We start from the raw sequence: 12,958 nt of genomic DNA, 5'->3' as shown, positions 1-12,958 counted from the left end.
ATCGTGTTGACACTAACGTGATGCCCAAGGAAATCGGTGACAATGATGATAGATTCCAGCCAATTACAAATTAATCGCAAAGTGCCTCATTTGCTTGCCGAGATCATTAAAGCGATAGAGTCGACCGAAGACCTCGGTTTTTTGAAAGACTATCAGGAAGCGCAAATCGCGAACATTTTGGAGTCGGTCAACATTGCTTATCGTAAACGCGTGATAGAAGCGGTGCCGCCAGAGAAGTACTGGACGGTATTAAACTTGCTGCGATACGACACCGCCAAGCACATTCATCAATCACTCAACAAAGAGCTGCAACATGAACGCTTAGCGTACATCACGGATTCGGAACTGATCATCTTTGCAGACTTTCTACCGACCGAGTTTGTGGATGAGTACCTTATCGACCAAAGTGAAGAGTCGGTCGCGCACATTCAACAAGCGCTGTCGTATGAAGATAACAAAGTGGGGAGATATGCCGAGCCGCATTTTTTGGTCGCAAATCCTAAAAACAGCGTAGGAGGCATCAAAACCGAGTTGTTAAAACGTGGACAAAGCCCGGTGCGATTGATCATCGTGCGTGATGTCGGAGGCGTTATTGGGACGATAGAACCTCAAACCCTGTTGCTGCATGAGAACCATACCAAACTCACAGACTTGACCGTGGTCACGCCAATTCTGGAAGATATCCAAACGATTCAAAGCGTCAGTAAACAGGTCTCGATTGATGGTGGCGCGCATTGGTTTCCTATCATGGCTGGTGGCAAAATTATGGGGGTTTTGTCGATGGCGACCATCGCGATTACTTTGCGTGAACTCAGCTTACAAGCTGTAGTGGCAGAAAACGTACGAAGCGAAGAGGATTTGTTCACACCATTAACTGTGGCGACAAGGCTAAGAGCACTTTGGTTGGTGATTAACTTGCTGACCGCTTTTGTTGCCTCTGCAATCATTGGTATTTTTGATAATGTGGTCGAGCAAGTCGTTGCGCTTGCGATCTTAATGCCCGTGGTGGCGAGTATGGGCGGCATCGCAGGTAGCCAAACCTTAGCGGTGGCCATTCGGGGTATCGCACTCAACCATTTGCACCAAAGTAACTTGAAGCTATTGGTGAATAAGGAATTAAAAATCGCCACCATTAATGGTTTGATCATGGGATTAGTCATCGCGGGTGTCGTCTACATGGTGTTTGACTCTTGGCCATTGGCGCTTATTATCTGCTGCGCAATTTTTCTCAATAGTCTGGCGGCTGCGGCATCGGGTACGCTGATACCATTCACGTTGAAGAAGTTTAACATTGACCCCGCCGTGGCTGGCTCGGTAGTATTGACAACCGTTACCGATGTCGTCGGTTTCTTTGCGTTCTTAGGCTTAGGTGCCATCTTCTTGATATAGAAAGCCAATTTACGCGTTAACCTGATGATCCAATCTCTCCATTTCCCAACCCAATATTTTGGGCAAGTTTGGTTCGCTCAAAATTCCTCCGTTTTTCATAAACGCTGAACACGCCGTTTAAGCTTTCATTTCATCAATATTTTTCACTGCTCATTTCTATCCCAAAACTTTCCACTGCCGATCTCGCTTAACGCTGGCGTGCCAAATGCCAGTTTTCTTGGCTGTACACGCATTACTTCACTCAAACAAAAAATAAGGAAAAGATTTTGAACAAACTCATCGTATTCACTGGTGGTCCCGGTGCAGGAAAAACCTCGGTAATCGAACAACTAAAAACACAAGGCTTTATCTGCTCGCCAGAAACAGGTCGTCACGTAATACAAAGGCAGGTTACGAATCACGGTTCAGCATTACCTTGGAATGACAAACAAGCCTTTCGAGACGAAATGATGAAGGCAGAAGTGAGCAATTACCGAGCTTTCAATGTCCGCCAAGGGGACGTGTTTTTTGATCGCAGTATTGTGGACGTATATGGCTACAGCAAGTTGGAACAATTGCCAATCTCGCATGAGCTCATCACGCATTGCCAGACGCTTCGTTATCATTCTCAAGTATTCATTTTTCCACCGTGGGCGTCGATATTCAGCAACGACGAAGAGCGAAAGCAAGATTTTTCTGAAGCGGTCGCCACATATCAACAGATGGTCGATGCATACCACAAGTTTGGTTATCAATTGATCGAAGTGCCCGAAATGTCAGTCGAAGACAGAGTGGCGTTTATTCTCGACTCAGTCATCGAATAAGGCAGACAGATGAATAATGCAAACAAATGCGTAAGGCGATTGTGACCACGACGACAATATGCGTAAAGGGAGTTATTTATACTGGATAAAATTCAATAACTTAATTGAGTATTATGTCTTTTAAATATCTTACCTTATTGCTCGCAACGACGAGCATGAACAGCTTTGCTGATGTGGAGCTGCCTTCGGGGGATGATTGGTTAAACCATGTGACGAATGGCCTAGCCCCATATTGGATGATGGAAAGTGCGCATGGGCAACCTGCGGGGAATTTTCCGACATTTCGTTGTGATAACGGTGTCATTCTCGACCCACAAAAGCCGTGTGAAGAATTAAACAAAGGGTGGATTAGCCCGCACTTCGATCGCGAATACACACGCATGAAGTCGCGTCAAACTTACGCTTATGGCGTGCTTTTTCATCTTACGGGTGACAAACAAGCATTAGAGCTAGCCAAGAAAGGGGCTTATTACCTGATTGATCATCTACAAGATGAGAAAAACGGTGGCTTCGTGAGCTTTACGCGTAGTGGAAAACCGGGGATGGAGTGGCAACAGCGAACTTCTCAAGACCAAGCTTACGCCTTGGTGGGCTTGGCGATGTACTACTACTTGACGCAAGATCCAAAGGTTGAACAAGCACTTATCGACCAGCAAGCGTTTATATTTAAACAATACCGACGAAGCGATGATCGCGGTCTGGCGTGGGTTTTGAAAGATGGTGATGGAGAAAGTGAGAAGCAGCAAGAGTTAGTCGCTCAACTTGACCAAATTAATGGCTACTTGTTGTTAACGGCGCCACTTTTACCAGAGGCAGCGCAAGCCAAGTGGAAACAAGATCTGCAATGGCTGACGCAAGTGATGCTGGATAACTACCACTCCGACAAAGAGCAGCGCTTTTATGGCGCGATACACCACAAAGCGGTAATGATGCCAGATGCGAAACACAATGATTTTGGACACACCATCAAAGCGTATTGGATGACGTATCTCACTGGTCAGTTGTTGGAGAATTCCAATTGGACAGAATTTGGTTTCAAAGGCATGAAACACACGCTTAAACAAGCGCAATACCAGCAAAACTTTGAGCAAGTCAAAGCGCTCTTCTCACCAGAATGGCAGAGTAAATGGACGCAAGAGAGCATTCCTGCTTGGCAATCAAGACCGCACAAGCACTATAGCTCGTCTTGGGAATGGGCAGAACTCGATCAAGCGGCGATGACGGTTTCTCTTGTTGATGGTTCGATGAAAGAAACGCTTCAATACACGTTACCCACCTTTATGGACGTGTGGGTGGATCATCAGTACGGAGGTGTTGGTCTGAATCCTAAATCAACCAAAGCGTTCCATTGGGGAAATGGTTACCACCAGTTTGAACATGCGTTGGTCGGGTATTTATACGTGCAACAAATGGCAAAACAGCCTGCCAAGCTTTACTACGCGCGACCAGCCGAGAGTAAAATGTCACTTAATCCATATTACTTTAACGCGGATATAAAAGCGCTTTCATCGCAAAGTGATGGAGTCACTACCGCAACGTTCACCAATATTCGACCATAACTTGGTCGATGGTAGTGTGGTGGTTAAAGTCTGCGTGCAAACTAACAAACCCCAGTGGTAAACTGCGGGTCTGTTTTACATAGTATTTAAAGGTAATTTGATGAACCCGATTCTTGCGATGTTGAAAGAAAACAATATTAGCGACGAGCAAATCAACGAGCTATTTCAGGCGTTAACTCAAAACCCTCTGGCTGCAATGGCAACTATCAGCCAACTAGGTCTGCCACAAGATCAGCTTCAAGCGTTAATGGCGCAGGTAATGCAAGACCCTGTACTGATTAAAGAAGCAGTGGAAGAGCTGGGCCTAGACTTCTCCAAAGTAGTAGAAGCCAAAGCTAAGCTACAGCAGTAATCGAGTTTTCGATAAAAACAAAAGCCGCCAGAGCCAAATGGTTCTGGCGGCTTTTTTACATCAGATGAAAGGTACGCGACTCCAACGGGAAAGCGAATAGGTTGAGCTTAACTTGGTGCTTGCATAAAAAATCAAGTGCGATTCTAGTCACGTCGCATGAACTCACGGGTGCTATTGGCAATAAATGAATTGTTTCTAATACATAGAACGTATTAACATGGTTGCACTAGACCTATATGAGTAAATTCATTGAATATACAATTTGAGAGAGAGGGTTTAGTTTTAAAAAATAATAGTTATTTGGAATCTAGGTTAAATGAAAATAAATATATTTAAAAAGCTACAAGTTGTATTTCTTGTGGTGTCAGCATCTTTAATGGTGGGGTGTTCATCTATAGATGCGCATGCTGGTGGCGGATACGGAAAGCCGTTTTCAGGCACCGCGTTATCAGTCGCACGACAACCTTGCTATTTAAGATCTGATATTACTTCCATCGCGTTATATCCACTTTCATTGATTGACATTCCTTTGTCGTTAGCAACGGACGTTGTGTTTCTTCCTGTTGATTTAGTCATGGTAGCTACACCCTCAACGAGTTATGGCGGCGTTGTTTCTCTAGGTTGTCCAAGCGGCAGCATGATCTAAAGTCTGATTTTATTGAAATAAATGGAAGGAAATGAAAGTGGAATCGAAAAATAATTACTCAACAGAAAACAACGCTCCCTCGGTGCTCTTTGTAACGTCGCTTTTGTGTTTGGCATCAGTTTGTTTGGCCATACTGCTATTTATTATTGAGTATATTTCTGGCATGGAAATGAACGGTGTCGGCTTTCTTGGGACGTTAATACCAGCGATGAGTGTAGGATATTATTTTGGCTATAAAACAGGGAATATAATGCCTTCGACAACGAGATGGTACTCAGTGCTGCTTTGGAATTTATCGAGCTTAGTGGTGTTTTCTCTCATCTTAATGTTTTTGGGCATCTCTATATTTGAACTGATAGCGGAACTAGGCTGGTTCAGTATTATTATCGTTGTATTAACGTTAATAACCGTTTGTCTCGGGTACTTTATTTTCAAGAGTGGTGAAAAAATGGCGATTAAGGTTTTGCTAAAAGCGCAAAAGAGTGCGTAACTCACATATAACGAACGCTTAAAGATAGATACGTAAAAAAGACGCCAGCTATATCGTGCTGGCGTTATTGTTTTCTCTTTCTTTGTGCCTCTTTGGTATCTAGCAAAATCGAATGTTTTAGACGAAACGGTCTTTCCACGAAAACTCAACATGTTTATGTCTGCCGAAACGTGTGTATAATTCGCCGGAAATTACGATTTACAGATAACGAAAGGTAAGTATGGCAGTCCTCGAAATTCTCTCCATTCCAGACCCAAGGCTTAAAGTAAAAGCAGAAAAAGTCACTGATGTATCGACAGTACAAACGTTGATCGACGATATGCTAGAAACACTTTACGCAACGGGCAATGGCATCGGTTTAGCTTCAACCCAAGTGGGCAGAAAAGAGGCGGTTGTTGTCATCGATATCTCTGACGAACGCAATGATCCTTTAATCTTGGTTAACCCAGAAGTGGTGAGCGGAGAAAACAAAGCGCTTGGTCAAGAAGGGTGCCTATCTGTTCCCGAATACTATGCCGATGTAGAGCGTTACACATCAGTTGTTGTGTCTGCATTGGACCGTGATGGTAACCCGATTACAATCGAGAGCGATGAGTTCTTAGCGATTGTGATGCAGCACGAAATTGACCACCTATCTGGTAACTTGTTCATTGATTACCTTTCACCGTTAAAGCAAAAAATGGCGATGAAAAAAGTGAAGAAGTACGTAAAAGCGCAAGCTAAGTAAGATGGGAGGAAGTAACTCACAATCGCGAGTTGCTTCCTTTTAAATCAAGAATAAGTAGAGTGCTTTATCTCGGTTTTTTGGGGACATAACGCTTCACGACCTTCATAAGCTTCTGAAATGAAGAACAGTCCATATGTGACTCATGAGGGCAGCTGGCAACATGGTTTAGGCTGTCTCGCACCGCTTTCAAACGTGTTATTTGCTCATCAATTTCAAGCGCCTTTTTCGCCAGTAAGTCACGATCAATGTATGGTTTTGAGTCTTCTGAGTGATTCAACATTTCTGCCATTTCGTTAAGTGATATTCCAGCGATACGCCCCAAACTAATGATGTTGAGTTTATTGAGTATCTCTGGTGAATATTGACGTCTCAATCCATTCCTTCCTATCGAGCGAATTAACCCCAACTGTTCGTAGTATCTGAGCGTTGAGGTCGGCAATCCTGATTTTTTAACCACTTCTGCAATATCCATATTATTCCTCATTGACTTCAAGTTGGCTTTAAGTTGTAGCATGCAACTAAGACCTTAACAAATCAAAAACTTGAGGAGCGAAAAATGCTGTTTTTAATAGGATTACAAGCGGCGCTAATAGGGATTGGTGCGACTTTGATAATGGATTTATGGGCTTGGCTACAAAGCAGAGTGTTTGGTATTCCCCCACTAAACTATGCATTGGTTGCGCGCTGGGTTTTGTACATGCCCAAAGGAAAGCTTATGCATGCGCCAATTATGGCAACAGACGCGATGTCGGGAGAAAAAGCACTCGGTTGGTTTTTGCACTATGCCATTGGTGTTGTTTTCGCTTTGGCTCACATTGCTGCTTTTGGGCATCATTGGTTGGTAGAGCCTAGTCTAGTGCCCGGCTTAGCCACTGGTGTGGTCACGTTGGTGTTCCCATTTTTTGTCATTCAACCTTGTCTAGGATTTGGTTTTGCTGCCAGTAAAACCCCAACACCTTGGAAAGCCCGTTTTCTTAGCACATTGGCGCATTTGGCTTATGGCTTGGGTTTATTCATAGCCGCGTTTGCAATCAAAGTGGCGAGCCAGTATTTTGCATAGGGAATATGAGCATCATGCAAACGAGTCTTTTTTGTTTTTATTTATGATGCTCAACTCTTGGACGTTTTTGGCGCGTTGCTCATAGTGGGCCGATATGTTTGAGGTCTGTCGTATTTATCCAAGACGTAAAGTCGGCGAACATTTAACATTACCTTAACGCCAGAATGGCAAGCGGTTTACCAAGAAAAATTAAAATTATCTGGTTTGACATAAAGAATATTAAGGGTTTCAGATGGCTTCAAAAGTGGCAGGGATATCAATACTGAGCTTATTGGCAGCGCCAGTTGCGATGGGAGAAACAGCCAGTGCTTATGATTTATGTTTGCTAGACAAAATTAAGCAAAGCAAAGGTGAGGAAACCATAAAGAGCATTCGCGCGCAGTGTGAGCTCGATGCAGTAACAAGTACAGTGCCCGCTGATCCAGAAATTGAAGAACCTGAGGAGCTTCAGGAAAGCTTGGTCGACAAGCGTTTGGAATCAGAACGAGAAAACGCCTTTGAACCATTTAGTTTGGTGGCGCATCGTGTTAACTACATCTTGCCGTTCACTTACAGTGATCGCGTAAATAAGCGTGCTTATGCGGACACTAAGTACGGGGATGAGCTGCGTAAGGAAGAAGCGGAGTTCCAAATTAGTTTTAAAGTGCCAATGAACTACGACGATTTGTTGTTTGATGGGGATGGTTTGTTCTTTGGTATGACGCTCAAGTCATTTTGGCAAGTGTATACAGGAGCCGCATCGCGTCCATTTCGTGAAACCAATTATCGTCCTGAGCTTTTTTATTATACCCCGACAGACTGGAAGCCACTTGATGGTTCGACTTGGTTAGGTTTTGGTATTGAGCATGAGTCGAATGGGCAGAGACAAGAGTTATCGCGCAGTTGGAATCGTGTTTACGCCAACTTAACCTTTGCGAAAGACAATTTTGCGGTTTCTCTTCAACCGTGGTGGCGTATACCTGAGGATGAAAAAACATCTCCGAATGATCCTACAGGTGATGATAACCCGGATATCGAAGATTACATGGGGCACTTTGAGCTATCGAGTGCGTACAAATGGAATGGTTATGAGTTTACCTTCTTAGGCCGCCAGAACTTCCAAACGCATAAAGGCTTTGCCGAATTAGGGGTGTCATTTCCGATCTGGGGCAAACTTCAGGGATACGCACAGTACTCGACGGGGTATGGTAAGAGCTTGATTGACTATGATCATAATCAGCAGCGTATTGGTGTTGGTATTGCGATCAACGGTGTTCTGTAGTTTTTCGGTAGCCCAATAGAAATAAACGCTGGCAATTGAGATTTCAGTATTTAGAATGCGTGGCTGAAATTGATTTCCAACCTAGAGTGATTTTATGCTTCGTGATTACACCTTCGATTGTCTTGTAACCATGCCTCGTCATGAACTGGAAGAGTTTAGTGCTCGCATGATCAGTAAAATGGTGCCTGAAGACGTGATGAATGAGCTATTTACTTTCGATCAAGAAGAAGTGGATAGCGAAGACCGTATGTTGTCTGCACGTCTTGATGCCATGTTACGCATGACAGCAATCGCACTGAGTGAAATTCAACAAGCGTTTGATGACTCAGACAATGCGAAGCAAAATAGCGAGCGAATGACGCGACTGGTTCTTTGGCATTTCTATGCGATTTCATTCCATTTGGAAGAGGCGATCACGTTAGAAACACACTGTGCACTAGTGGAAAAACTACTTGAAAATACACCTTCGGATGTTTTTGTTTGGGTGAAAACTTTGACAGAGCTTCTGAACACTTACGCTGAAATCAACGCGAAAGAAAACCCTCAAGACTAAGGTTTTTGTCGTTAATCGTTCAGTAAACAAGGCGAGCCATTCGGTTCGCCTTGTTTTATTTTTGCATCTGTAAAATCCGCAGTTTTGGACTTTTGACGTACACCATGAGCCTCGCTTTAGGTTCGCTTCTCACTAGCGAATAGGGCGATTTCTTCTTACACTAAAATCAAAGTATTTGTTTTCGAACACTTTAATACGTCATTAAGGTGTGTCTTCCAATCCACTTAAATACGGATAATTTATGTCGGAGAGCGTTCTGGTTTTTAAATTTGAGCCTATTTTGAAGCGCATATGCTTTCTATCTCGGCTACATTTTCGTTGCGGGCGTAAATAATGGACCCGTTAACGCAAGGTTTACTGGGCGCTGCTTTGCCACAGTCTGCGAGTAACAAGCGGCACATTGTGGCTGCTGGCGTGTTAGGCGTGGTTTCAGGGATGGCGCCGGATTTGGACGTACTTATCCGTTCATCAACTGACCCATTGCTGTTTTTGGAATATCACCGACACTTTACCCATTCATTGTTGTTTATCCCTTTTGGCAGCTTTCTCTGTGCTTTAGTGTTGTATCCGTTGTTTGCAAAAAGACGAGGGCTAAACTTCCGACAGAGTTGGTTTTATTGTGCCCTTGGTTATAGCACCCATGCGCTGTTAGATGCTTGCACCAGCTATGGGACTCAGCTTTTTTGGCCGATAAGCAACACACGCTATGCTTGGAACACAATCTCGGTTATCGACCCCGCTTTCACATTTCCTATTTTGATCCTGCTTTTGTTTGCCGCAATGAAGCGAAATCGAAATTACGCGCGTGTCGCATTTCTATGGTCTCTGGCTTATCTGACTCTTGGGGTTATTCAACGAGATAGAGCAGAAGCGGCCGGGTGGAAAATCGTCCAAGAGCGACAGCACAGCGCTGTGCAGCTAAAAGCAAAACCAACCTTCGGGAATCTTTTGGTCTGGAAAGTGATTTATGAAACCGAAGATAACTACTATGTGGATGCGGTAAGAGTGGGGCGCTCAATAAAAATTTACCCAGGCGAATCCACACCAAAGCTCAATGTGAAGACTCAATTTCCATGGCTCGATCCGCAATCGCAGCAAGCGAAAGACATCGAACGTTTCCGTTGGTTTTCAAATGGTTTTGTAGCGCAAGACCCGAATAACGAAATGCGAATTGTTGACGTGCGTTACTCCATCGTTCCAAACCAAATTAACGCGCTGTGGGGCATCAATTTATCACCCAACGCTAGCCCGAATATGCACGTCGAATACACTGCTCATCGAGGTAGTACAACGGAAGACCGCCAAACTTTTCTCAATATGCTTACAGATTTTGAGTGATGGTTTTACTTTGGGTACCGATGCGGTGTCGTAATAACCATCACGCTGACTGAAAGTCCTTCACTAGGGTAGGCTTGCTGGCGAAGAAAATTTTGCCAAACAGAGACTTATACTTCCAGCCAAGAGACAACAGTCGTTTTGCTAAGCTTTTGTTTTCAATGATAGCGACTTCAACGCCTTGGTAATGATATGGATGGCTTTTAATGTAGTCGATAAATGCAGTAAGCACACCTTGCCCGCGAACGGAGGGCACGAAGTTTACTGCAACAATGGAAAAGCGCTGACAGCCTACAGGGCAACGGACAAAGCAGTGTCCAAGCGGATGAGTGATGGTCTCGGAAAACTCAGGAAACGCGCGAGACTCTAGTTCTTGAGAAAGCGCATCGTATTGCTGACATAAATGATAAAAAAGTTGTTTCGCTTCACTGTTCATCTCGGTGCCACTTACTTGTAACTTGGTTTAAAGGCATTGATTTCACGAACATTGTAACCATAGGCAGCAAGACAAAACGCGGTGAATTTTTACAGTGGTGATTTCCTATTTTTGAAACCTAACTTGTTACAAATGAAGTTGATTGGATTTTATATGGTACTTGGGGATGAGTGTTTCTAGTTGAAGGGAGAGTACGCTGGTTACTGGATTCTTACCTGAGTTCCTGTATTAAAACGAGAACCACTTGGTTTAATGCCGCTCGTTTAACTACGAGTGGCATCTTTTTGTATTTCGTTATCTCGCACAGCGGCGAAGGTGCGTGATATAGGATCTTCTATCCTAGCTCTTTATGGTCAAAATTGTCTCTTTAACCACTCAGCACGTTGCTATTAGATTCCTAGTCTCGCCAAGGCTCGCTGGAATGACACAAAAACATCGTTAAGCTATTGGCATTAAATCACTTGGTCCGTTTTTGCTTATTCTTGAGGGCTTAACTAGGCGTTACTCTAAGTGCTTAAATTGTAACGCCACGAGTCGCTGATACAACTCACAGCTTTGCATTAATGATTGGTGGTTACCAACATCGACTAACTCACCATTGTCCAGCACCGCTATTTTATCCGCATGTTGGATAGTCGAAAGGCGATGAGCAATGATAAGTGTTGTGCGTCCTTTCATCAGTGCTTCAAGTGCTTGCTGAACGTGATGTTCACTTTCACTATCAAGGGCGCTGGTAGCTTCGTCTAGTAGTAAGATTTTTGGATCTTTTAGAATCGCGCGGGCAATCGCAATGCGCTGCTTTTGACCACCTGATAGTCTAACGCCCCGCTCGCCTAAAAAGCTGTGATAGCCTTCGGGAAGCTTCTCAATAAACTCATGGGCATGAGCTTTTTTGGCGGCTTCGATGACTTGTTCATCCGTGGCTTCTGGATTGCCGTAGCGAATATTGTGGAACACATCATAGCTAAACAGCGCTGGCTGTTGTGGTACGAGTGCCATTTGGCGTCGAAGCTCTTTTGGGTCGAACTGTCGAATATCTTCACCACCAAAAAACACTTGCCCTTGCTGCGGGTCGTAAAAGCGTTGCAGCAGTTCGAATAGTGTTGTTTTACCTGCACCAGAAGGGCCAACCAACGCCAATACTTTGCCTTGTTCTGCGGTTAGATTTAATTCTTTGATAGCTGGTTGATTTGGGCGAGAAGGGTAGTTGAAACTCACCGAATTAAAGTTAACCTCAGCAGGCATATCCGGACGGACAGGCAAATAGTTGCTTGGCGCTTTGATATCGCTGTCTACTTGAAGGATCTCAATCAGCCGTTCGGTAGCGCCTGCGGCTCTTTGCAGTTCACCCATCACTTCAGAAATGGTTGCAGTTGATGAGGCAACCATAATGGCATAAAACACAAACGCTGCTAGGTCTCCCGCAGACATTTCCCCGTGAATCACATCGCTGCCGCCAACCCAAAGCATGCCTGCAATCGCGCTGAACACAATCACAATAACGCCAGAGATTAGGATCGCGCGCTGTTTTACTCTCTGTCTGCCCACTTCATAAGCTTTTTCCACCTCGACAGCGAAAGCCGCTCGTTCATGTGGCTCTGAGCTGAAACTTTGCACGGTTTTAATATGTTCTATCGCTTCTCCAGCGTAGCTGCCGACATCGGCCATTGAGTCCTGACTTTGGCGAGAGAGCGCACGCACGCGCCGTCCATAAAACAAAATCGGAACCAGAACCAAAGGCACAGAAGCCAGCACAATCAGTGTGAGCTTAACGTTGGTGGCAAACAACATTATGATGGCACCAAAGCACATCAAAGCGCTACGCATCGCCATCGAGAACGATGAACCGATAATACTTTGCAGCAACGTGGTATCGGTAGTCAGGCGCGACATAATATCGCCGCTACTGTTGGTCTCAAAATAGCTCGGGTGCAGCGTAATCACATGGTTAAACACCGCAAGGCGAATATCCGCACTGACGCGCTCACCCACCGAAGATACAAGGTAAAAGCGAAAGAACGTCCCAATGGCAATACACAGTGTGACACCGACAATAAACTGAATCGCATTGGTGAGCTCTTGCAATGATTGCTGTGCAAAGCCTTGGTCGATAAGAATACGCACCCCATAGCCAACGGATAACGTCAAACTTGCCGTCGCGACAAGGGCAACCAAAGCCGCCACAACCCGCCATTTATAAGGTGCAATAAAGGTGTTGAGTTTAAGAAGAATGCTGAGATTTTTGTTATTTTTTCTGCTCATGAGTGACTCACAAAGCGTTTTAGGTAACTGGCATAGTAAGCCAGTTTTGTAGGAGAGACCAGTGAACTGCCGTTTTCGGAGTAGG

At 44.5% G+C, this 12,958-nt stretch carries 14 protein-coding genes; 11 read left to right on the top strand and 3 right to left on the bottom strand.

The features are described 5' to 3' along the window. Positions 1-42 precede the first annotated feature (42 nt). From OO778_RS17385 to def, 7 genes are all read left to right on the top strand, one after another. Positions 43-1,389 carry a magnesium transporter gene (locus OO778_RS17385; RefSeq protein ID WP_021448459.1) on the top strand — a complete coding sequence of 449 codons (1,347 nt, stop codon included), beginning with the start codon at positions 43-45 and terminating at the stop codon, positions 1,387-1,389. A gap of 266 nt (positions 1,390-1,655) precedes the next feature. Further along, positions 1,656-2,192: an AAA family ATPase gene (locus OO778_RS17380; RefSeq protein WP_264912273.1), complete on the top strand. Its 537-nt coding sequence runs from the start codon at positions 1,656-1,658 to the stop codon at positions 2,190-2,192. 113 nt (positions 2,193-2,305) lie between these two features. Continuing rightward, positions 2,306-3,751, top strand: coding sequence for an N-acylglucosamine 2-epimerase (locus tag OO778_RS17375; protein ID WP_264912272.1), 1,446 nt, complete (start codon positions 2,306-2,308; stop codon positions 3,749-3,751). Between the two features lie 100 nt (positions 3,752-3,851). Then, positions 3,852-4,103, top strand: coding sequence for a DUF2999 family protein (locus OO778_RS17370; protein ID WP_104970655.1), 252 nt, complete (start codon positions 3,852-3,854; stop codon positions 4,101-4,103). A 316-nt stretch (positions 4,104-4,419) separates the two neighbouring features. Next, positions 4,420-4,749 (top strand): YceK/YidQ family lipoprotein, encoded by a 330-nt coding sequence (locus OO778_RS17365; RefSeq protein WP_074190618.1) that lies wholly within the window; start codon positions 4,420-4,422, stop codon positions 4,747-4,749. Between the two features lie 31 nt (positions 4,750-4,780). After that, positions 4,781-5,239 carry an ABZJ_00895 family protein gene (locus OO778_RS17360; protein WP_029817912.1) on the top strand — a complete coding sequence of 153 codons (459 nt, stop codon included), beginning with the start codon at positions 4,781-4,783 and terminating at the stop codon, positions 5,237-5,239. A 220-nt stretch (positions 5,240-5,459) separates the two neighbouring features. Then, positions 5,460-5,966, top strand: a complete 507-nt coding sequence (gene def / locus OO778_RS17355) for a peptide deformylase (RefSeq protein WP_020842054.1) — start codon at positions 5,460-5,462, stop codon at positions 5,964-5,966. A 64-nt stretch (positions 5,967-6,030) separates the two neighbouring features. Here the strand turns inward: def and OO778_RS17350 are convergent, their stop codons facing one another. Then, complete coding sequence (locus tag OO778_RS17350) at positions 6,031-6,438, bottom strand: helix-turn-helix domain-containing protein (protein WP_258459998.1); 408 nt, start codon at positions 6,436-6,438, stop codon at positions 6,031-6,033. A gap of 84 nt (positions 6,439-6,522) precedes the next feature. On the opposite strand from OO778_RS17350, the gene OO778_RS17345 reads away from it, so the two are divergent. From OO778_RS17345 to OO778_RS17330, 4 genes are all read left to right on the top strand, one after another. Then, entirely contained in the window at positions 6,523-7,026 is a 504-nt protein-coding gene (locus OO778_RS17345) for a DUF2938 domain-containing protein (RefSeq protein ID WP_264912271.1), read from the top strand. Between the two features lie 232 nt (positions 7,027-7,258). Further along, positions 7,259-8,287, top strand: a complete 1,029-nt coding sequence (locus OO778_RS17340; RefSeq protein WP_264912270.1) for a phospholipase A — start codon at positions 7,259-7,261, stop codon at positions 8,285-8,287. A 94-nt stretch (positions 8,288-8,381) separates the two neighbouring features. Then, positions 8,382-8,840: an exoribonuclease R gene (locus OO778_RS17335; RefSeq protein ID WP_264912269.1), complete on the top strand. Its 459-nt coding sequence runs from the start codon at positions 8,382-8,384 to the stop codon at positions 8,838-8,840. Positions 8,841-9,173: 333 nt separating this feature from the next. Continuing rightward, positions 9,174-10,178, top strand: a complete 1,005-nt coding sequence (locus OO778_RS17330) for a metal-dependent hydrolase (RefSeq protein WP_264912268.1) — start codon at positions 9,174-9,176, stop codon at positions 10,176-10,178. Between the two features lie 40 nt (positions 10,179-10,218). On the opposite strand, the gene OO778_RS17325 is transcribed toward OO778_RS17330, so the two are convergent. Continuing rightward, entirely contained in the window at positions 10,219-10,611 is a 393-nt protein-coding gene (locus OO778_RS17325) for a hypothetical protein (protein WP_124007848.1), read from the bottom strand. A gap of 501 nt (positions 10,612-11,112) precedes the next feature. Continuing rightward, positions 11,113-12,873 (bottom strand): ABC transporter ATP-binding protein/permease, encoded by a 1,761-nt coding sequence (locus OO778_RS17320; RefSeq protein ID WP_264912267.1) that lies wholly within the window; start codon positions 12,871-12,873, stop codon positions 11,113-11,115. Between the last annotated feature and the right edge of the window lie 85 nt (positions 12,874-12,958).

The sequence above is a fragment of the Vibrio sp. STUT-A16 genome (genome assembly GCF_026000495.1).
Taxonomy (GTDB): Bacteria; Pseudomonadota; Gammaproteobacteria; order Enterobacterales; family Vibrionaceae; genus Vibrio; species Vibrio diabolicus.
This window is presented reverse-complemented; position numbering and strand designations above follow the sequence as displayed.

Coding starts and splice junctions, on each gene's coding strand:
- OO778_RS17385 (WP_021448459.1), top strand. CDS start 43: ATGATGATAGATTCCAGCCAATTACAAATTAATCGCAAAGTGCCTCAT.
- def (WP_020842054.1), top strand. CDS start 5,460: ATGGCAGTCCTCGAAATTCTCTCCATTCCAGACCCAAGGCTTAAAGTA.
- OO778_RS17325 (WP_124007848.1), bottom strand. CDS start 10,611: ATGAACAGTGAAGCGAAACAACTTTTTTATCATTTATGTCAGCAATAC.
- OO778_RS17345 (WP_264912271.1), top strand. CDS start 6,523: ATGCTGTTTTTAATAGGATTACAAGCGGCGCTAATAGGGATTGGTGCG.
- OO778_RS17375 (WP_264912272.1), top strand. CDS start 2,306: ATGTCTTTTAAATATCTTACCTTATTGCTCGCAACGACGAGCATGAAC.
- OO778_RS17330 (WP_264912268.1), top strand. CDS start 9,174: ATGGACCCGTTAACGCAAGGTTTACTGGGCGCTGCTTTGCCACAGTCT.
- OO778_RS17335 (WP_264912269.1), top strand. CDS start 8,382: ATGCTTCGTGATTACACCTTCGATTGTCTTGTAACCATGCCTCGTCAT.
- OO778_RS17360 (WP_029817912.1), top strand. CDS start 4,781: ATGAAAGTGGAATCGAAAAATAATTACTCAACAGAAAACAACGCTCCC.
- OO778_RS17340 (WP_264912270.1), top strand. CDS start 7,259: ATGGCTTCAAAAGTGGCAGGGATATCAATACTGAGCTTATTGGCAGCG.
- OO778_RS17365 (WP_074190618.1), top strand. CDS start 4,420: ATGAAAATAAATATATTTAAAAAGCTACAAGTTGTATTTCTTGTGGTG.
- OO778_RS17350 (WP_258459998.1), bottom strand. CDS start 6,438: ATGGATATTGCAGAAGTGGTTAAAAAATCAGGATTGCCGACCTCAACG.
- OO778_RS17320 (WP_264912267.1), bottom strand. CDS start 12,873: ATGAGCAGAAAAAATAACAAAAATCTCAGCATTCTTCTTAAACTCAAC.
- OO778_RS17370 (WP_104970655.1), top strand. CDS start 3,852: ATGAACCCGATTCTTGCGATGTTGAAAGAAAACAATATTAGCGACGAG.